Origin of the sequence: Huijunlia imazamoxiresistens, assembly GCF_037132455.1 — a bacterium.
GTDB classification, from domain to species: Bacteria; Bacteroidota; Bacteroidia; order Chitinophagales; family Chitinophagaceae; genus Flavisolibacter; species Flavisolibacter imazamoxiresistens.
Window position 1 is genome coordinate 41,140 of sequence record NZ_JBBBEI010000005.1, and the last position, 20,616, is coordinate 61,755.

Annotated in this window: 11 protein-coding genes; 1 reads left to right on the forward strand and 10 read right to left on the reverse strand. The window is 55.8% G+C overall.

Translation table 11 applies throughout. The features are described 5' to 3' along the window. Positions 1-249: 249 nt before the first annotated feature. Complete coding sequence (locus V9K67_RS07720; RefSeq protein WP_336721239.1) at positions 250-2,829, forward strand: phosphoenolpyruvate carboxylase; 2,580 nt, start codon at positions 250-252, stop codon at positions 2,827-2,829. 149 nt (positions 2,830-2,978) lie between these two features. On the opposite strand, the gene V9K67_RS07725 is transcribed toward V9K67_RS07720, so the two are convergent. From V9K67_RS07725 to ilvD, 10 genes are all read right to left on the reverse strand, one after another. Further along, positions 2,979-4,295: an ammonium transporter gene (locus tag V9K67_RS07725; RefSeq protein ID WP_336721241.1), complete on the reverse strand. Its 1,317-nt coding sequence runs from the start codon at positions 4,293-4,295 to the stop codon at positions 2,979-2,981. A gap of 155 nt (positions 4,296-4,450) precedes the next feature. Beyond that, complete coding sequence (locus V9K67_RS07730) at positions 4,451-5,554, reverse strand: outer membrane beta-barrel protein (RefSeq protein ID WP_336721242.1); 1,104 nt, start codon at positions 5,552-5,554, stop codon at positions 4,451-4,453. 110 nt (positions 5,555-5,664) lie between these two features. Beyond that, the gene (locus V9K67_RS07735; protein WP_336721244.1) at positions 5,665-7,053 is read right to left on the reverse strand and encodes an ammonium transporter; all 1,389 of its coding nucleotides are present in this window, start codon (positions 7,051-7,053) and stop codon (positions 5,665-5,667) included. A 492-nt stretch (positions 7,054-7,545) separates the two neighbouring features. Beyond that, on the reverse strand, positions 7,546-9,048 hold the full coding sequence (locus tag V9K67_RS07740; RefSeq protein ID WP_336721246.1) for a glutamate synthase subunit beta: 1,503 nt from the start codon (positions 9,046-9,048) through the stop codon (positions 7,546-7,548). A gap of 119 nt (positions 9,049-9,167) precedes the next feature. Then, the gene (gene gltB / locus V9K67_RS07745) at positions 9,168-13,688 is read right to left on the reverse strand and encodes a glutamate synthase large subunit (protein ID WP_336721248.1); all 4,521 of its coding nucleotides are present in this window, start codon (positions 13,686-13,688) and stop codon (positions 9,168-9,170) included. A gap of 210 nt (positions 13,689-13,898) precedes the next feature. Then, positions 13,899-15,155 (reverse strand): threonine ammonia-lyase, encoded by a 1,257-nt coding sequence (gene ilvA, locus V9K67_RS07750; protein ID WP_336721250.1) that lies wholly within the window; start codon positions 15,153-15,155, stop codon positions 13,899-13,901. A 19-nt stretch (positions 15,156-15,174) separates the two neighbouring features. Further along, complete coding sequence (gene ilvC, locus V9K67_RS07755) at positions 15,175-16,248, reverse strand: ketol-acid reductoisomerase (RefSeq protein ID WP_336721252.1); 1,074 nt, start codon at positions 16,246-16,248, stop codon at positions 15,175-15,177. 143 nt (positions 16,249-16,391) lie between these two features. Beyond that, positions 16,392-16,988 (reverse strand): acetolactate synthase small subunit, encoded by a 597-nt coding sequence (ilvN, locus tag V9K67_RS07760; protein ID WP_336721254.1) that lies wholly within the window; start codon positions 16,986-16,988, stop codon positions 16,392-16,394. A 111-nt stretch (positions 16,989-17,099) separates the two neighbouring features. Next, entirely contained in the window at positions 17,100-18,839 is a 1,740-nt protein-coding gene (gene ilvB / locus V9K67_RS07765; RefSeq protein ID WP_336721256.1) for a biosynthetic-type acetolactate synthase large subunit, read from the reverse strand. Further along, positions 18,787-20,469, reverse strand: a complete 1,683-nt coding sequence (gene ilvD, locus V9K67_RS07770; protein WP_336721258.1) for a dihydroxy-acid dehydratase — start codon at positions 20,467-20,469, stop codon at positions 18,787-18,789. Before ilvD ends, ilvB begins: the two co-directional genes overlap by 53 nt. Positions 20,470-20,616: the final 147 nt, after the last annotated feature.

Genomic DNA, 20,616 nt, shown 5'->3' on the forward strand with positions numbered 1-20,616 from the left:
GGGTTGTGGTAGTGGCGGTGGTAATAATGGAGATGCGAACGGCATAAACTGCTGTTGCGGGGAAATTGCCGGTATGGTGCAGAAGAGAAAACACGATGAATTCGGGTGCCCAAGATAGTCGTTCCCCGCTTAAAAGCCAAGGGAAAAGAAAAACATTTTTAAATAATAGCCGATTGCACTAATTTTCAGCGCAAATTTACGCGCTGCTTGTCTTAATTTTTTATTGAATACTAAACACTCTATCTTTTAATGGATCACCAGTCATCGCGCGGGTTGCAGCAATTCAAGGAACACGTGGGACTTAAATTCCAGTTGTACAACAGCTTATTTACTTCCTTACCTTTTCACCGCATCGAAAAAACCGGCATCTTACTTTCCCTTCTGCTGAATAATTGCGAGGAAGGCTACAAGAAAAAGAGGAGCCCTTCGCAGATCATCGACGATTTTTTCCAACGCTACACCGCCGCCGGCGATGAGCGCGAGAAGATCGACATGCTGTTCCGCTTCGTGCAGTACGTGGAGCGGCAGGTGGTGCTGTTCGACGCCCTGGAAGACGCTGCCTACCGCGAAGTGCACGACATCAACGGCACCGGCACCCTGAAGCACCTCGAAAGTGAAGTGCTGCAGCGCGGCGCCGAAAAGGAGCTGGAAGAAAAGCTCAAAGACTTTTCCATCCGCCTGGTGCTGACCGCCCACCCCACGCAGTTCTACCCGGGTTCCGTGCTGGGCATCATCACCGACCTGGCCCGCGCCGTGATGGAAAACAACTCGCACCAGATCAACTCCTACCTGCAGCAACTGGGGAAAACCCCCTTCTTTAAAAAGCAGAAACCCACCCCCTACGACGAGGCCGTCAGCCTGGTGTGGTACCTGGAAAATATCTTTTACAATGCAGCCGGACGCATCATCTCCTTCCTGAAGGAGCAGTTCCCGCATGTGGTGCAGGACAACAACCCCGTGATCACCATGGGCTTCTGGCCCGGCGGCGACCGCGACGGCAACCCCAATGTGAATGCCGAAACCACCCTGAAGGTGGCCGACCTGCTGCGTACCAGCCTCATTAAGGCCTACTACCTCGATGTGCGCCGCCTCAAGCGCCGCCTCACCTTTAAAGGCATCGACACCTTGCTGGCCGACCTGGAAACAAAGTTGTACAACAACCTGTTCATCCCCGGCCACAAAACCGACGTGACCCGCCAGGAGATCCTCGATACCCTGCTGAAGTGCCGCGAGATCCTCATCTACCAGCACAACAGCCTGTTCCTGCAATTCCTCAACAACCTCATTAACAAGGTGCACGTCTTCGGCCTGCACTTCGCCTCGCTGGACATCCGCCAGGAAAGCACGGTGCACAACCGGGTAATGGAAGCGGTAGCCGAAAAAGAAGGACTGCTGCCGAAGAACTATGCCGGCCTGAGCGCCGAAGAGAAAATGGAAGCCCTGCTGAACGCCTCCGGCAAGACCAACCCCGAGCTGTATGAAGATGCGCTGATCAAGGACGCCCTGATGATCCCCGACGCGGTCCGCAACGTACAGCTGGCCAACGGCGAAATGGGCTGCCACCGCTACATCATCAGCCAGTGCAATTCGGCGCTGAACGTGCTGGAAGTGTACGGCCTGTTCCTGCTGAACGGCTGGAAGAAAGAAGAGCTGAAGGTGGACGTAGTGCCCCTGTTCGAAACCATCGACGACCTGCAGGCCGCCGACTCCATTATGAAAACGCTGTACGAAAACCCCGAATACCGGGCGCACCTGAAACGGAGGAACGACTGCCAGACCATTATGGTGGGCTTCTCCGACGGTACCAAGGACGGCGGCTACCTGATGGCCAACTGGAGCATCTACAAAGCCAAGGAGGAGCTGACCCGCATTTCCCGCGAATACGGCATCGACGTGATCTTCTTCGACGGCCGCGGTGGTCCCCCGGCACGTGGCGGCGGCAAGACGCACAAGTTCTACGCCTCCATGGGCAAGAACATTTCCAACAAGGAAATTCAACTGACCATACAGGGGCAGACCGTGAGCTCCAACTTCGGCACCATCGATTCGGCCCGCTTCAACATCGAGCAGCTGCTCAATGCCGGCATTACCAACGACCTTTTTGCCCCCAAGGAAAAAGGCCTGGATGCCGAAGCCGAAAAGCTGATCACCGAGCTGGCCGAGGAAGGCATGAAGTCATACTTCTCCTTAAAAGAGCATCCGCTGTTCCTGCCATACCTGCAGCACATCAGCCCGCTGAAATTTTACAGCGAGACCAATATCGGCAGCCGTCCCGCCAAACGCGGTTCGTCGGCCCGCCTGCAACTGAAAGACCTGCGGGCGATCCCCTTCGTGGGCGCCTGGAGCCAGCTGAAGCAGAATGTGCCGGGTTATTACGGCGTAGGCACCGCCCTGCAGGCGTTGGACCAGCGCGGCAAGTTCGCCGAGGTGAAAAAGCTGTACCAGTCTTCGACCTTCTTCAAGGCGCTGCTGGACAACTGCGAGATGGCGATGAAGAAAAGCTTCTTCCCGCTGACGGCGCACCTGTCGGACCATCCGAAGTACGGCGAGATCTGGAACATGATTTTTAAGGAGTACGAGCTGACCATCCGCTACATCTTCAAATTATCGGACCGCAACGAGCTGATGGCCGACTACCCGGTGGACCAGATGTCGATCCAGATGCGCGAGCGCATCATCCTGCCGGTGACCACCATCCAGCAATATGCCATGGCCCGCATCCAGGAAATGGAAGAAGGCCGTGTGAAAAGCGACCTCAAAGAGGCGCTCGAAAGGCTGGTGACCCGCTGTTCGTTCGGCATCATCAATGCCGGCCGCAACTCGGCTTAAGCAAACAGCTGTTTCTAAATAATATCAAGGCTGCACGGGATTAAAACCGTTGCAGCCTTTTTTATTGGGGGTGAGGTCCTAAAAAGAAAAAGAGGCTTGACGCCTCTCTTTCTCTCTTTATGGGACAACAAAAACAGGATGCTGCAATACTACAGGGATTCGGCGTGCTGGGTCATGTCCAGGCCGATCTCTTCTTCTTCGGTGGTGACGCGGATCGGGTTGAGCAGGTTCACGATCTTGAAGATGGCGTAGCCCATGACAAAAGAAAAGGCCACCACGATCAGGCAACCCAGCGTTTGCTTCAGGAAAAACGCGCCGCCGCCATAGAGCAGGCCGTCGGTGCCGGCGGGGTTAATGGCCTTGCTGGAAAAGACGCCGGTGAGGATCATGCCCACGATGCCGCCGATGCCGTGGCAGGGAAATACGTCCAGGGTGTCGTCGATGGAAGTTTTCCCCTTCCAGTACACGGCGATGTTGGAGCAGATGGCGGCAAAGAAGCCGATAAAGATGCTTTGCGGCAGTCCCACGAAACCGGCGGCCGGCGTAATGGCCACCAGGCCCACCACGGCGCCGATGCAGAAGCCCAGGGCCGAAGGCTTGCGGCCCCGAAGCATGTCAAAGAAAATCCAGGAGATGCCGGCAGCGGCAGAGGCGGTGTTGGTGTTGGCAAAGGCATCTACGGCCAGGCTGGTGGCACCCACGGCGGAACCGGCATTGAAGCCGAACCAGCCAAACCAAAGCAGGCCGGTACCCAGCAGCACATAGGTGATGCGGGCGGGTTTTACTTCTTCCTTCATCAGGTGCACCTTCCGCCTTTTCAGCACGAGGGCGCCGGCCAGGGCGGCGCAACCCGCGGAAATATGCACCACGGTGCCGCCGGCAAAATCCAGCACTCCCATCTTAAACAGCAGCCCGTCGGGGTGCCAGGTCCAGTGGGCCAGGGGCGCATAGATGATCAGGCTGAACAGCAGCATGAACAGGATGTAGGAGGTAAAGCGGATGCGTTCGGCGGTAGCGCCCACCACCAGGGCCGGGGTGATGATGGCAAACTTCATCTGGAAAAGCGCAAACAGCAGCAGGGGGATGGTGGGCGCCAGGCTCCAGGGCTCGTGCCCGTTGACCCCGTACATCATGAAAAAATCGCCTGGGTTGCCGATCAGGCCGCCGATGGAGGAGCCGAAGGCCAGGCTAAAGCCCACGACGATCCACAAAACACTGATCAGGCCGGTAGCGATAAAGCTTTGCATCATCGTGGAGATGACATTCTTCTTGCTGACCATGCCTCCATAGAAAAAGGAAAGTCCGGGAGTCATCAGCAGCACAAGGGCGGTGGAGATGAGCAACCAGGCGATATCGCCGGAGTTGTACACCTTGGAACCATCGAAGTCGGCCACCAGCGGCACGGTAATGCCGATAACGGCGAAAATTGCCAGTAGGATAAACGGTAGGGGTCTGCTTTTTTCCATAAGTGAAGTGGTTTAGAGTGTGGAAATGGGAAAGCGCGAAGCGGTTACAGGGTACCGGGAAGAAAAAAAGCTTTTATGCGAAAGCGGAGTTTTCACATAAAAGCTTTTACGGACAGGCTCAAAGAGCGTTCTTACAGAGAAGACACCTTAGATCCTTAGAATTTATAGATAGCGGCCAGCAGGCCGGTGGCGGCAGATTTGGTGGCTTCGCCGGCATGCTTTACGAAAATGGCGTCCTTGGCGTTTTCCATCCGCAGTTCCGGAACGAAGGTCAGCGGACCGGCCTTCAGGTTCACCGACAGGGTAGTGGCGAACAGCGAAGTGGCGGGAGCGAAGGGGTTGGCCATTTTGGCGTTGTCGAAATATTCACCTCTCAGGGTCAGGCCGAAAGCAGGAGTAGGATCGGCATTCACGTACAGGGCCGAACCCCACCAGTTTTCGTTATCGCCGGATTTGGCAGTGGCTTTGTCGCGCAGCTTTACGGACTGCAGGGTGCCGTTGTAGCCCAGGCTGAATTTGTCGGAAAGGGTAGCGGTCAGTACCAGGTCGCCCTGCTGCACCTTGCCGTCGAAATTGTCGGTGCCGGCAGAGTAGTAGTCGGCAAAGGTGCCGCCCTGGTAGTTCAGGAACATTTTTACCTTTTCGGTAGACAGGCTGTACTGGCCAATCAGGAATTTACGGGCAAAGTTGGCCGATTTGAAATCGGTGGGGTTCACCACGCCCAGCATCACGGCGCTCTTACCGAAAGAGTAATCGGCTTTCAGGCCGGTATGGGAGAAGGGACCGTAGGAGAACATGTAGCTCATGCTGTAGTTGCGGTTCAGGTAAGGATCCACCAGCTCGTAGCCTACGTGGGTGGCAAAGTTACCGGCCGTCAGTTTGAGGTTGGCGGTAGGGGCATAGGTGATATACGCCTGCTTTACGGCCATCCGGGTTTTGTCGTCGGCATAAGAGAATTCTTCTGCCCTTTTGCCGAAGCCAAGGTCGGCTACGACGCCCACTTTCCCGATGCTGTGCTCCAGTTTTACCGAAGCCATGCCCAGTTCAAAGGAGTTCTGGGAATTGGTAAAGGAGGTGTAGTTGTTGGTGGCGTCAAGTTCTTTTTTAGGGTTATTGAAGTTATAGCGGTAGTAGGCGTCCACGTAGCCGGAAATGGCAAACGCTTTCTTTTCCACCGATTCCACGGCGGCGGAGTCCTGGGCCTTGGCGGCATACAAAGAAGTCAGTGCAATAGCGGAGAAAGTAATTTTTCTAAGCATAATGTGCGTTTTTAGTTAGGAGAACAGGTACAGCCGGGGAGGAGCATCGTGCTTGTAGGGCTGTACCTGTTCGTTTATGGAGCGAAGTGTGCGAAGAGCGAAAGGAAAAGTTAGATTTCCGACAGGGTTTCTTCCTTCATGGTGCCCTTGTCGTTCACCAGCAGGGTGCCTTGCAGGTATTTTTCGTTGTGCTGGGTTTCATCCAGGCCCAGTTCTTCTTCTTCGGAGCTTACGCGGATCGGCTGGATCAGGTTGATCAGTTTGAAGATGCCGTAAGAAACGGTGAAGGAGTAGGTGACAGCGATACCCAGGGCTTTTACCTGTGTCAGGAAGAAGTCGAAATTACCGGCGAGCAGGCCGTCGGCACCGGCGCCATTTACGTTTTTGGTGGCGAACACACCGGTCAGCAGCATACCTACCATACCGCCCAGACCGTGGCAGGGGAATACGTCCAGGGTATCATCCAGGGTAGACTTTTGCTTGTAGTGTACGGCGATGTTGGAGATCATAGCCGATACCACACCGATGGTGATGCTCTGGGGGATGGCTACGAAACCGGCGGCGGGGGTGATGGCTACCAGGCCTACCACAGCACCGATACAGAAACCCAGTACGGAGGGTTTTTTGTTGCGCAGCACGTCGAAGAACATCCAGGACAGACCGGCGGCAGCGGCAGCGGTGTTGGTGGTGCCGAAGGCGGAAACCGACAGGGCGTTGGCACCCAGGGCGGAACCGGCGTTGAAGCCGAACCAGCCAAACCACAGCAGGCCGGTACCGATCAGAACGTAGGGGATATTGGCCGGGGGAACTTCTTTTTGTTCGATATGCACCTGGCGGCGTTTCAGTACCAGGGCACCGGCGAGGGCGGCGCAACCGGCAGAGATGTGTACCACGGTACCACCGGCGAAGTCGAGGGCGCCCATTTTAAACAGGAAGCCGTCGGGGTGCCAGGTCCAGTGGGCCAGGGGGGCGTATACCAGGAACATGAACAGGACGATGAACAGGGCGTAGGAAGTAAAACGGATCCTTTCCGCTACGGCGCCTACCACCAGGCCGGGGGTAATGATGGCGAACATCAGCTGGAAAAGAGCGAACAAGGAAAGGGGAATGGTGGGGGCCAGGCTCCAGGGAGCGCCGGAGGCCACGTCTTTAAAAAACAGGAAGGTGGAGGGATCGCCGATGATGCCGTTGATGGATTTGCCGAAGCAAAGGCTGAAACCCACCACTACCCAAAGCACACCTACGATACCGGCTGCCACGATGCTTTTGATCATGGTGGAGATCACGTTTTTGCGGTGCACCATACCGCCGTAGAACAGCGCCAGGCCGGGGGTCATCAGGAAAACCAGGGCGGTAGCAACGATAATCCAGGCAATATCGGCTGAATTATAGCTTTTGCCACCATCGTCGAACAGAGCAGCGGAGGGAATAAAGGCTGCGATGGCAGCGATGCCCGCGAGGAGGGCGAAGGGAATAAAGCGTTTCAGGGATTTTTGCATAATGCGGCTTTTGTATTAGATTTAATAGTAATTCATTAATCTTTAGCTAAGGTAGAAAAATAATTGTATTAAGCTCTTCTATATGAATACATTTTTATTGTTTTAATTTGAATTTTCTTCTGCAGAAATATATTATTGAAAAATCTAAGGGCGGTAAACTGAGGTATTTTCTGATTTATTTTATGCAGGAATTCTTTTTCAAGCCACAAATCGGAGAAATTTATCGGGAAAATGGATCTTCAAGCTTGCTGAGCAATGAGGAAAGTGGGCGGTGTTTATGTTAGTGAAAATAAGTATTTGAGCGTTAAGGACATAAAATGCTGGTTTTCTTTATTTTGAGGGAACAGAGGCTGGAACGCCTGGCGTAAAACCTCTCCCCCGGTTTCGCCAAGGAGAAACCGGGGGAGAGGTTTTACGCCAGGCCTATCCCTTGGCATACGGGCATAAAAAAAGCCGCCCGGAGGCGGCTTTGAAAATATAGGGAAAGCGTTATTATAAAGCGATCAGGTTGCGGTCTTTCGACTCCAGCGTGGAAACGGTACCGGTCAGGTATTCGTCTACGTTGCGGGCAGCCTCGCGGCCTTCGCTGATGGCCCAAACCACCAGGGATTGTCCGCGGCGCATGTCGCCGGCCACAAACACTTTCGGGATGTTGGTGTGGTAATCCTTCTCGGTAGCTTTTACATTCCCTCTTTCATCCAGTTCGGCGCCCAGTTCGTTGAGCAGCCCCTGGTGCTGGGGATGTACGAAGCCCATAGCCAGCAGGGCCAGCTCGCAGGGAAGCTCGCGCTCGCTGCCGGCCACTTCCACGAATTGAGCAGGGCGGCCGTCATCGGCAATTTTCCATTCCAGGTCCACTACCTTCAGGGCACGCAGGTTGCCGTTATCGTCGCCCAGGAATTCCTTGGTGGCGATGGCAAAGTGGCGCTCCACGCCTTCTTCGTGCGAAGAAGAGGTTTTCAGGATCATCGGGTAGGTGGGCCAGGGCATGAACGGAGTGCGGGAAGCTGGCGGCTTCGGCATCAGCTCGAATTGCAGTACGGACTTCGCCCCGTGACGGTTGGAGGTACCTACGCAGTCGCTGCCGGTATCACCGCCGCCGATCACGATCACGTTCTTATCGGTAGCAAAGAGGTTTTCGTGGTGGATGTTGCTTTCGATCTCGGGGTTGGCCAGGGGATCGAGGTTGGCAACGCGCTTGTTCTGCTGCTTCAGGAACTCCATGGCATAGTACACGCCTTTGAGGTCGCGGCCCGGAACATTCAGGTTGCGGGGAACGGTAGAACCGCCGGCCAGCACGATCGCGTTGAATTCGCGCAGCAGGTCGTTGATGCTCACGTTCACGCCTACGTTGGCATTGCACTTGAATACCACGCCTTCCTGCTCCATGATGTCGATACGACGGTCGATCACCCATTTTTCCAGCTTGAAGTCGGGGATACCGTAGCGCAGCAGGCCACCGGGCTTGTCGTCGCGTTCGAAAACGGTAACGGTATGACCGGCATAGTTCAGTTGGGCGGCGGCAGCCAGGCCCGCAGGACCCGAACCGATCACGGCTACTTTCTTGCCGGTACGCAGGTTGGGCGCCTTGGGCTTCACCAGGCCTTTATCAAAAGCGATCTCGATAATGTGTTTTTCGATCTCCTCGATGGTGATCGCCGGCTGGTTGATACCCAGTACGCAGGCGCTCTCGCAGGGTGCGGGGCAAATGCGGCCGGTGAACTCGGGGAAATTGTTGGTGGACATCAGGATATCGTAAGCTTCTGCCCAGCTTTTGCGATAGACTGCGTCATTGAATTCAGGGATAATGTTACCCAGAGGGCAACCGCTGTGACAAAACGGTACACCGCAGTCCATACAGCGTGCGGCCTGCTGGTTCAGCTTCTGCTCCGGAAAACGCTCTACAAACTCGTTGTAGTCCTTGATTCTTTCTTCCGGTGCACGTTTTGCAGGCAACTCCCTGGTAAACTCTAAAAAACCCGTAGGCTTACCCATGATTGATTTTCGTTTATGTGTGTTGGTTATGGTCCGGCCGCTCCGCCCCCTTGTTCGGGGGACAGAGTCGCCAGACTATTGAATTTAATTTACTGATTGTTTGTGCGTGGTTCGCTGGATTAGCTTTGAACCTGGGCCTTCTGGGCTTTTTCTTTCAGAACTTTCTTGTAGTCTTTCGGGAATACTTTGATGAAGTTCTTCAGCTGGTTTTCGAAATCATCCAGGATGAAGCGGGCTACCGAGCTGCCGGTATAAGCGAAGTGGTTTTCGATCATATCCTTCAGTTCAGCACTATCGCCGTTTTCCACGGGATCCAGGTCCACCATTTCCTTGTTGCACAGGTTGGAGAACTGGCCTTTCACGTCGTACACGTAGGCGATGCCACCGCTCATACCTGCGGCGAAGTTTCTGCCGGTATCGCCCAGGATCACTACGCGGCCGCCGGTCATGTATTCGCAACCGTGGTCACCCACACCTTCCACTACGGCGGTTACACCGGAGTTGCGGACCGCAAAGCGCTCGCCTGCTTTACCGCGGATGTAGGAGGTACCGGCGGTAGCGCCATAGAAGGCTACGTTGCCGATGATGATGTTCTCTTCGGGTACGAACGATGCCTGCTGCGGGGGATAAACCACCAGGCGGGCGCCGGACAGGCCTTTACCGAAGTAGTCGTTGGCATCACCTTCCAGCTCCAGGGTCACACCGTTGGTGTTGAAGGCGCCAAAGCTTTGACCAGCGGTACCAAAGAACTTGAAGTGGATGGTATCTTCCGGTAAACCTTCGGATTTGTATTTTTTCGAAATCTCGTTCGACAGGATGGTGCCGATGGTGCGGTCGGTGTTGATACAGTTGAATTCACCGTATACTTTCTGACCGCTTTCCAGGGCGGGCTGCGCTTTTTCCAGCAGTTTCCAGTCCAGCACGTTGCTGATGCCGTGGTCCTGCTCTTCCTGCTTGTACAGGCCGGTGTACAGCGAGTTGGGCTCTTTGTACAGGATGGGCGACAGGTCCAGCTTGCTGTATTTCCAATGCTTGATGTCGGGGCGCTGAACCAGGCAGTCTACCTGGCCCACCATTTCATCCACGGTGCGGAAGCCCAGTTCGGCCATGATCTCGCGGAATTCCTGGGTAATGAACTTGAAGAAGTTCACCACGTGGTCGGGGTTGCCGGTAAAGCGCTTGCGCAGTTCCGGGTCCTGGGTGGCCACACCCACGGGGCAGGTGTTCAGGTGACACTTGCGCATCATGATACAGCCTTCCACCACCAGGGCGGCGGTAGCCACACCCCATTCTTCGGCACCCAGCAGGGTAGCCACGGCGATGTCGCGACCGGTTTTCAGCTGGCCGTCGGTTTGTACCACCACGCGGCTGCGGAGTTTATTTTTCACCAGGGTCTGGTGGGTTTCGGCCAGGCCTAATTCCCACGGCAAACCGGCATGCTTGATCGAAGAGATCGGGGACGCACCGGTACCACCGTCGTGACCGGCGATCAGCACTACGTCGGCTTTCGCCTTGGTAACACCGGCAGCGATCGTACCGACACCAGCCTTGGATACCAGCTTCACGTTGATGCGGGCAGCACGGTTGGCGTTTTTCAGGTCATAGATCAGCTGCGCCAGGTCCTCGATCGAATAAATATCGTGGTGCGGCGGCGGAGAGATCAGGCCTACACCCGGGGTGGAGTGACGTACTTTGCCGATCCAGTCGTCCACTTTGTGGCCGGGCAGCTGACCGCCCTCGCCGGGCTTGGCGCCCTGGGCCATCTTGATCTGCAGTTCATCGGCCATGGTCAGGTAGTAGGAGGTCACACCGAAGCGGCCGGAAGCGACCTGCTTGATGGCGGAACGCATGGAATCGCCGTTCTCCATCGGTTCGTAGCGCATTTCGTCCTCACCGCCCTCACCGGTATTGCTCTTACCGCCCAAGCGGTTCATGGCAATGGCCAGGGTGGAGTGGGCTTCGTGCGAAATAGAGCCAAAGCTCATGGCACCGGTAGCGAAGCGCTTGTAGATGTTCTCGGCCGGTTCCACTTCATTGATGTTAATGGAGGGGCGGTTACGTTTGAACTCGAACAGGCTGCGCAGGGTGGCGGCTTTCTCGCTCTGGTCGTTCACCAGCTTGGAGTATTTCTTGAACGTGTTGAAATCGTTCGACTTTGTTGCATGCTGCAGCAGGTGAATGGTCTGGGGATTGAACAGGTGGAACTCACCTTTCCGCTTCCACTGGTACACACCGCCTACAGGCAGGCGCTCTACCGGCACGTCCTTCTTGCTGAAGGCCAGGTAGTGCTTCGCCAGGATTTCCTTGGCAATTTCATCCAGGCCCATACCCTCGATGCGGGAAGTGGCGCCGGTGAAGTATTTGTCCACTACGGATTTGTTCAGACCGATGATCTCGAAGATCTGCGCGCCCTGGTAGGACTGCAGGGTAGAAATCCCCATCTTGGAGAACACTTTCAGCAGGCCTTCGTTGACGGCCTTCACGTAGTTCTTTTTCAAATAATCCACTTCGATCTCGGTCTGCATCTGGCCGGACAGTTTCATGTCGCGGATCGAAGACAGGGCCAGGTAGGGGTTGATGGCGGTAGCACCAAACCCGATCAGGCAGGCGAAGTGGTGTACTTCCCAAACGTCGCCGGCTTCGATCACCAAGCCGACCATACCGCGTTTTCCTTTGCGGATCAGGTGGTGGTGTACGGCGGCGCAGGCCAGCAGGGAAGGAATGGGAGCGTGGTCGGAATCGATGGCGCGGTCGCTGAGGATCAGCACCTCGAAGCCGTCGTCGGCCGCATCCACGGCGTAGCGGCACAGGCGGTCCAGGCCTTTCTGCAGCGAGCCGGGTTTGCCGTCGGCGCGGAAGTAGCACTGGAGGGTTTTAGCCTGGAACACACCGGTATCGATGGAGCGGATCTTTTCCAGCTCGTGGTTGTTCAGGATCGGTTGCTTCAGGGCCACGGTATGGCAGTCCAGCGGGTCTTCGACCAGCAGGTTGCCGTTGTTGCCCACGAAGGTGGCCAGCGACATCACCAGGCGCTCACGAATGGGGTCGATGGGCGGGTTGGTTACCTGGGCAAACAGCTGCTTGAAGTAGCTGGCCAGGTGCTGGGGCTGGTCGCTCAGGACGGCCAGGGGCACGTCGGTACCCATGGAGCCGATGGGCTCTTTGCCGTCGATGGCCATGGGGGCGATGATGTTCTCCAGGTCCTCGGTGGAGTAACCGAAGGCTTTCTGGTATTTGAATACCTGTTCGTGCTCGAGGTGCGTGAACAGCACGCGGGGCTCGGGCAGCTCTTCCAGGCGGATCTTGTATTTATTCAGCCATTCGCCATATGCTTTTTGCGAGCAGATGGTTTGTTTCAGCTCTTCGTCGGAGATGATGCGGCCCTGTTCCATGTCCACTACGAACATTTTGCCGGGCTGCAGGCGGCCTTTTTCCTTGATGATGGCGGGGTCGATGTTGGGCAGGGCGCCGGTTTCGGAAGCCATGATCACGCGGTCGTCGGTGGTGACGCAGTAGCGCGAGGGGCGCAGACCGTTACGGTCCAGCGTCGCACCGATCATACGGCCGTCGGTAAAGGAAATGGAGGCGGGGCCGTCCCAGGGTTCCATGAAGGAGGCGTGGAATTCGTAGAACGCTTTTTTCACGGGATCCATCAGGTCGTTACCGTCCCAGGCTTCGGGGATGAGCATCATCATCACGTGGGGCAGCGAACGGCCGCAGAGGGTCAGCAGCTCGATCATGTTGTCCAGGCAGGCCGAGTCGGACTGGCCTTCGCCGATGATGGGGAGCAGCATTTCGATCTCTTCCTTGGAGAAATAAGGCGTAGCAAAGCCTTTCTCGTTGGTTTTCAGCCAGTTCACGTTCCCCTGCACGGTGTTGATCTCACCGTTGTGGGCGATGAAGCGGAAGGGCTGGGCCAGTTTCCAGGAAGGGAAGGTGTTGGTGGCGAAACGGGAGTGCACCAGGCCGAAGGCCGACACCACGCGTTTGTTGTTCAGGTCGGGGAAATAGTTCCGGACCTGGGTGGAGGTAAGCTGGCCTTTGTATACTACTGTTTTATAGGACAGAGAAGCCACATAAAAACCAATAGCATCCCTGCGTACTGTACTGTTTACGGTATGGGTGGCATAGTTGCGCAGCAGGAACAGCTTGCGCTCGAAGTCGTCCGGATTGTTGATATGGTCCGGGCAGGCGATGAAGACGTGCTCCATTTCGGGTTCCACCGAAAGGGCGGTGGGGCCGATGCCTTCGGGGTTCACGGGAACCTTGCGGTAGGCAAGAATTTCCAGCCCCAGTTTTTCGGCGGCCCTGTTGAAAATATCGCGGCATTCTTCCTTCAGGCGGTTTTCCTTGGGGAAGAAGATCACGCCGACGCCATATTTACCAAAGGGGGGTAGATGCACGCCCAGCTTCACGCACTCGTCGAAAAAGAATTCATGCGGAGTCTGGATCATGATACCCGCGCCATCCCCTGTGTTATTTTCACAGCCACAGGCACCCCTGTGTTCCATGTTTTCCAGGATTGTCAGGGCATCCGAGATGATCTGGTGGGACTTGTTGCTCTTTATATTAGCAACGAATCCAATACCACAGGCGTCATGCTCAAATGCCGGAGAATACAAACCGTTGTTGCTTGCCATAATAGATTTTAACAGTATAGTTTAATAACAATAGATAAGTGCAATAACCGGGTACGGAAAGCCGTTTGCACAAATGAGCGCTAAAGATACTTAAAACACAGCAGGAGACCACGCATTGGCAGGGTTACTCGCCTGAATTTTAAGCATTTATTGCTTTTTTGTGACGTTTTTCCCGTCAAAATCAACTTCTTAACAATATGTTAAAAAGCCTTATACCAGGTAACCGAACAGGTTATCGTCCTTATTCAGTTCGGTATAATTGATATTGAAATCGTTTAGGTTCCGTATCAGCCGTTCGTAATCTTCCCTTGCTTTCAGCTCAATTCCCACCAGTGCGGGTCCGGTTTCCTTGTTGTGTTTCTGCATGTATTCGAAGCGGGTAATGTCGTCCGTGGGTCCGAGTACATGGTTCACAAACTCTTTCAGGGCGCCGGGGCGCTGGGCAAAGCGTACCAGGAAATAATGTTTCAGTCCTTCGTATTGCAGGGAGCGTTCTTTGATCTCCTGCATCCGGTCGATGTCATTGTTGCCACCGCTGACGATGCAAACAATGTTCTTTCCTTTTATTTCGCTGGCAAAGTCGTCCAGGGCGGCAATCGCTAGAGCTCCGGCGGGTTCCACTACAATGGCCTCTTCGTTGTACAGCTTGAGGATGGTAGAGCAAACTTTTCCTTCCGGGATCAGGTGTAGGGTGTGCAGGACGTCCCTGCAAAGTGCAAAGGTAAGGTCGCCGACCCGTTTTACCGCCGCCCCGTCGACGAAGCGTTCGATATTGTCGAGGGTTACGGGGTGTCCGGCCGCCAGGGCGGCTTGCATGGAGGGGGCGCCTTCGGGTTCCAGGCCGATGATTTTGGTTTGGGGGGAGATGGTTTTGACGTACGAGCCGACGCCGGCACAGAGGCCGCCGCCGCCCACCGGCAGGAAAATATAGTCGACGTCGGGAAGGTCTTCCAGGATCTCCACGCCTACGGTGGCCTGGCCTTCTATAATGCGGTAGTCGTCGAAGGGGGGGATAAAAGTCATGTGGTGCTCGCGGGTGTATTCGCGGGCGGCAAGGGCGCAATCGTCAAAGGTATCGCCGATCAGTTTGATGTCGATGAAGTGGCCACCGAACATGCGGGTCTGCTGCACTTTCTGGCCGGGGGTGATGATGGGCATGAACACTACGCCGCGGATGCCCAGCTTTTTGCACGACCAGGCGAATCCCTGGGCATGGTTGCCGGCACTGGCGCAGACCACGCCGGCTTTCAGCTGCACGGGCGGCAGGCTGCTGATCATGTTGTAGGCGCCGCGCAGCTTGTAGGAGCGCACGACCTGCAGGTCCTCGCGCTTCAGGTACACGTGGGCGCCGTATTTCAGCGACAGGTTATGACTGTAAGCCAGTGGGGTTTTCACCACCACCGGCTTCAGTCGTTCAACAGCTTTCTGATAATCCAGCGGATGGCTGATATGTTGGGCTGTATCCATTAATAGGTATCAAAAGGAATTAGTGATTCACCACTTCTTCTTTGGAAGGCTGGTTTTCGGGGCGCAGACTTCTTACGGTCTTGCCGGCCTGCCACATTTCGCTTTCGCGCAGTTCTTTCAGCTCTTCTTCCAGTTTGGGACGGTAGTCCGGCTGGCTGTTGAGGTCGATGGAACGCTGGGCTTCCTGGCCGGTAGCTACGCTCTCATACAGTTCCTGGAATACGGGCAGGGTAGCGTCGCGGAACTTCTTCCACCAGTCCAGGGCACCGCGCTGGGCGGTAGTGGAGCAGTTGGCGTACATCCAGTCCATACCGTTTTCGGCTACCAGCGGCATCAGCGACTGGGTCAGCTCTTCTACCGTTTCGTTGAAGGCTTCGGAAGGCGTGTGGCCTTTGTCGCGCAGCACCTGGTACTGGGCGGCGAAGATGCCCTGGATGGCGCCCATCAGGGTACCACGCTCACCGGTGAGGTCAGAGTATACTTCTTTGCGGAAATCAGTTTCGAACAGGTAACCGGAACCTACGGCAATGCCCAGGGCGATTACTCTTTCTTTAGCCTTGCCGGTAGCGTCCTGGAAGATGGCGTAGCTGGAGTTCAGACCACGGCCTTCGAGGAACATGCGGCGCAGGGAAGTACCGGAGCCTTTGGGGGCAACCAGGAATACGTCGACATCTTTCGGCGGAACAATGCCGGTGCGCTCGTTGAAGGTGATACCGAAGCCATGCGAGAAGTACAGGGCTTTGCCGGGAGTCAGGTGTTTTTGAACGGTCGGCCACAGTTCGATCTGGGCGGCGTCGCTCAGCAGGTAGCAGATGATGGTACCGCGCTGCAGGGCCTCTTCGATCTCGAACAGGGTTTCGCCGGGTACGAAGCCGTCAGCAATGGCTTTATCCCAGGTTTTCGAATTTTTACGCTGACCAACAATTACGTTGATGCCGTTGTCTTTCTGGTTCAGTGCCTGGCCGGGACCTTGTACACCGTAACCGATAACAGCAACAACTTCGTTCTTTAAAACTTCCTGTGCTTTAGACAACGGGAACTCTTCGCGAGTCACTACATTCTCTTCCACACCACCGAAATTTAATTTTGCCATTTTTAACGTGTGATTTGATGATTAAAAAAGTTTATTTCTAATTGAAATGAATTTAATGGGACGTCAATCGTGAAAGGCATTGGGCAATGAGCAACTGGCAACTACCTAATTCCCAATTAACCAATTAACCAATTAACCAATTCCTAATACCCCGTATCCGGGAAAATTTCCTCCTGAAGATTCAGGTATTCGTTTTCCACCACTTCCTCGCCGGGCTCCTGCTCCTCGAACTCTTTGAGCTTGGAGTGGAAGCCGCTGCTTTCCTTGATGATGGCGATGCGGGCGCTGCGCACGAACTCGATCAGGCCATAAGGCGCCAGCACCTCTACCAGCTTGTCGGTCTCCTCACGGTGACCCGTAGCTTCGAACACGGTGTAGTCCTTGCGGATAGCCACCACGCGGGCGCCGAACTGGCGCAGCAGGCGTTCCACCTTTACCTTCTCGGCGATCTGGTCGGTGGACACTTTGTACATGGCCATCTCCTGCCAAACGATCTCCTCGTTGGTGTTGTAATACGCCTTCAGCACTTCCACCTGCTTTTCGATCTGGCGTACCAGCTTGTGCACCACTTCTTCCGACTCGTGGATGACGATGGTAAAGCGGTGAATGCCGTCGACCTCGGAAGGAGAGGTGTTCAGGCTCTCGATATTGATCTTTCTGCGCGAAAAGATAATGGCGATGCGGTTCAGCAGGCCAATATGATTTTCGGTATATACCGTTATTGTGAATTCTTGCTTCATAAAACCTTTCCGCCGCAGGCGGAGCGTTTTAAGGGTTTAAAATTAAGTGCATCACAGCTATCCGGTAAAGAAATCCTTTCCCGGACAGCTGTTTTCTCCACCTCCGGGCCTTTACGACAGGCGGATCTCCGATACGCTGCAGCCTTGCGGCACCATCGGGAACACGTTGTTTTCCTTGCCCACCATCACTTCCAGCAGGTACGGACCGTCGTGCTCCAGCATGGTTTTCACCGCGGCTTTCATTTCCGCCCGCTGCGACACTTTCGCGCCTTCGATGCTGTAGCCCTTGGCCACGGTGATGTAATCCGGCGAAGCGATGTCCACGAACGAATAGCGTTTGTCGTGGAACAGCTGCTGCCACTGCCGCACCATGCCCAGGAACTGGTTGTTCAGGATCATGATCTTCACGTTCAGGTTGGTCTGCATGATGGTCCCCAGTTCCTGGATGGTCATCTGCACGCCGCCGTCGCCGATAATGGCCACCACCGTACGCTCCGGGGCGCCGAACTTGGCGCCGATGGCCGCGGGCAGGGCAAAGCCCATAGTGCCCAGGCCGCCGGAAGTAACGTTGCTCTTCGACTGGTTGAACTTGGCGTAGCGGCAGGTCACCATCTGGTGCTGGCCTACGTCGGTGACCACGATGGCATCACCGCCGGTCAGCTCGTTCAGCGCGTCGATCACCTCGGCCATGGTCATCTGCTCGGTGTCGGGGTGCATTTCCGGGCGGATGCAAATTTCCTCTTCTTTTTGTTGAAATTCCCGGAATTTCTGCAACCATTCTTTATGTTCTTTTTTCTGCACCAGTTCGGTCAGCAGCGGCAGGGTTTCTTTGCAGTCGCCCCAGACCGGAACGGTGGCCTTTACGTTCTTGTCGATCTCGGCCGGGTCAATATCCAGGTGGATCACCTTCGCCTGCTTCGCATACTTGTCGAGGCGGCCGGTCACCCGGTCGTCGAAGCGCATGCCGATGGCAATGAGCACATCGCATTCGTTGGTGAGCACGTTGGGGCCGTAGTTGCCGTGCATGCCCAGCATGCCCACGTTCAGCGGGTGGTCGGTAGGCAGGGCGCTGAGGCCCATGATGGTCCAGGCCGAGGGAATGCCCGTCTTTTCAATGAACGTGCGGAACTCTTTTTCGGCCTTGCCCAGGATCACACCCTGGCCAAAGAGCACGAAGGGCTTTTTGGCTTCGTTGATCAGTTGGGCGGCTTCCTCGACATATTCTTTCCGCACGATGGGCTTGGGCCGGTACGAGCGGATGTGGTTGCATTTTTTATAGCCGTAGTAGTCGAACTTCTGCAGCTGGGCGTTCTTAGTGATGTCGATCAGCACCGGGCCGGGCCGTCCGCTCTTGGCGATGTAGAAGGCCTTTGCCAGCACATCGGGGATCTCGGTGGCGTCGGTCACCTGGTAGTTCCACTTGGTGACCGGGGTGGTGATGTTGATCACGTCGGTTTCCTGGAAGGCATCGGTGCCCAGCAGGTGGGCGAACACCTGGCCGGTCACGCACACCAGCGGCGTGCTGTCGATCATGGCGTCGGCCAGGCCGGTCACCAGGTTGGTGGCGCCGGGACCGCTGGTTGCGAAGACGACGCCCACGCGACCGGATGCCCGGGCAAAGCCCTGGCCGGCATGAATGCCTCCCTGCTCGTGGCGAACAAGGATGTGCTTTAACTTTTCCTGGTAGTCATACAATGCGTCGTAGATGGGCATAATGGCACCACCGGGATAACCAAAAATGGTTTCCACGCCTTCAGCAATCAGGGCTTTCAGAACTGCTTCCGAACCGCTGATGTTCTCAGGCTTCGTCTGTAACGCATCCGTTTGCGGCGTTTTTAACGTGTCTTGCATATTTGTAAAGGATTCCTTTGTTAACTTTTAATTCGGGTTGTTTCCATTCCGCCTTGCGACGGGCAATTTCCTCTTCGCTTACCTGGAGGGTGATGGTGTTGTTGACGGCGTCCAGTTCAATGGTATCGTCATCTTTCACTACAGCAATCAGGCCACCTTCAAAGGCTTCGGGCGTGATGTGTCCCACCACGAAACCGTGGGTGCCGCCGCTGAAACGGCCGTCGGTGATGAGGGCTACCGATTTGCCGAGGCCGGCGCCGATGATGGCGGAGGTGGGCTTCAGCATTTCGGGCATGCCCGGACCGCCCTTGGGGCCTACGTAGCGGATCACCACCACGTCGCCTGGTTTTACGCGGCCGCTGGAGATGCCGGCGATCAGTTCCTGCTCGCCATCGAATACGCGGGCGGGGCCTACGAAGCGCTCGCCTTCCTTACCGCTGATCTTGGCTACCGAGCCGCCTTCGGCCAGGTTGCCGTAGAGCACCTGCAGGTGGCCGGTGGCCTTCAAGGGGCTTTCCAGCGGGTAGATGATCTTCTGGGTTTCGAAGTCGATCTCCTTGATGTCGGCCAGGTTTTCCGCCAGGGTCTTGCCGGTAACGGTCATACAGTCGCCGTGCAGCAGGCCTTTGTTCAGCAGGTACTTCATCACGGCAGGAGTGCCGCCGTGCAGGTGCAGGTCCTGCATCAGGTATTTACCCGAAGGTTTGAAGTCGGCCAGCACGGGGGTGCGGTCGCTCACGGCCTGGAAGTCGTCCTGGGTGAGGTTGATGTCCAGGGAGCGGGCCATGGCAATAAGGTGCAGCACGGCGTTGGTGGAGCCGCCCAGGACCATGATCACCACCATGGCGTTTTCAAACGCCTTGCGGGTCATGATGTCGGAGGGCTTTATGTCTTTTTCGAGCAGCACGCGGATGGCTTTGCCGGCCTCGAGGCACTCTTTCTTTTTCTCTTCGCTGATGGCGGGGTTGGTGGCCGAGTAGGGGAGGCTCATGCCGAGGGCTTCGATGGCGGCCGCCATGGTGTTGGCGGTATACATGCCGCCGCAGGCGCCGGCGCCGGGGCAGGAAGCTTTCACGATGCAGCGGAAGTCTTCTTCGCTGAGTTTACCGGCGATCTTCTGGCCGAGGGCTTCGAAGGCCGAAACGATGTTGAGGTCCTGGCCCTGGTAGTGGCCCGGGGCGATGGTGCCGCCGTAGACCATGATGGAGGGACGGTTGAGCCGGCCCATGGCGATGATGGAGCCCGGCATGTTTTTATCGCAGCCCGGCAGGGCGATCACGGCGTCGTAGTACTGGGCGCCGCAGATGGTCTCGATGGAGTCGGCGATCACATCGCGGCTCACGAGCGAATAACGCATCCCGTCGGTGCCGTTGCTCATGCCGTCGCTGACGCCGATGGTGTTGAAGGTAAGGCCCACGAGCTCGTTGTCCCATACGCCCTGCTTCACGATCTTGGCCAGGTCGTTGAGGTGCATGTTACAGGTGTTGCCGTCGTAGCCCATGCTCGCAATACCTACCTGTGCTTTTTGCAGATCTTCATCGGTCAGGCCAATGCCGTACAACATCGCCTGTGCTGCCGGTTGTGTCACATCCTGTGTGAGCACCTTGCTGAATTTGTTAATCTCGTTCATGCTGCGATACTTCTGTTTTGAATATAATAGGGTAATAAAAAAACCCGCCTTTTTGAAGGCGGGTCGTTATTTACGTTGAATTGCGTACGTTATTGAACTCCACCTTCGAGTGCAGGAATAATGACTACGACCACCACCACGACGAGG

Coding starts and splice junctions, on each gene's coding strand:
- V9K67_RS07720 (WP_336721239.1), top strand. CDS start 250: ATGGATCACCAGTCATCGCGCGGGTTGCAGCAATTCAAGGAACACGTG.
- ilvC (WP_336721252.1), bottom strand. CDS start 16,248: ATGGCAAAATTAAATTTCGGTGGTGTGGAAGAGAATGTAGTGACTCGC.
- V9K67_RS07725 (WP_336721241.1), bottom strand. CDS start 4,295: ATGGAAAAAAGCAGACCCCTACCGTTTATCCTACTGGCAATTTTCGCC.
- ilvA (WP_336721250.1), bottom strand. CDS start 15,155: ATGGATACAGCCCAACATATCAGCCATCCGCTGGATTATCAGAAAGCT.
- ilvD (WP_336721258.1), bottom strand. CDS start 20,469: ATGAACGAGATTAACAAATTCAGCAAGGTGCTCACACAGGATGTGACA.
- gltB (WP_336721248.1), bottom strand. CDS start 13,688: ATGGCAAGCAACAACGGTTTGTATTCTCCGGCATTTGAGCATGACGCC.
- ilvB (WP_336721256.1), bottom strand. CDS start 18,839: ATGCAAGACACGTTAAAAACGCCGCAAACGGATGCGTTACAGACGAAG.
- V9K67_RS07735 (WP_336721244.1), bottom strand. CDS start 7,053: ATGCAAAAATCCCTGAAACGCTTTATTCCCTTCGCCCTCCTCGCGGGC.
- V9K67_RS07740 (WP_336721246.1), bottom strand. CDS start 9,048: ATGGGTAAGCCTACGGGTTTTTTAGAGTTTACCAGGGAGTTGCCTGCA.
- ilvN (WP_336721254.1), bottom strand. CDS start 16,988: ATGAAGCAAGAATTCACAATAACGGTATATACCGAAAATCATATTGGC.
- V9K67_RS07730 (WP_336721242.1), bottom strand. CDS start 5,554: ATGCTTAGAAAAATTACTTTCTCCGCTATTGCACTGACTTCTTTGTAT.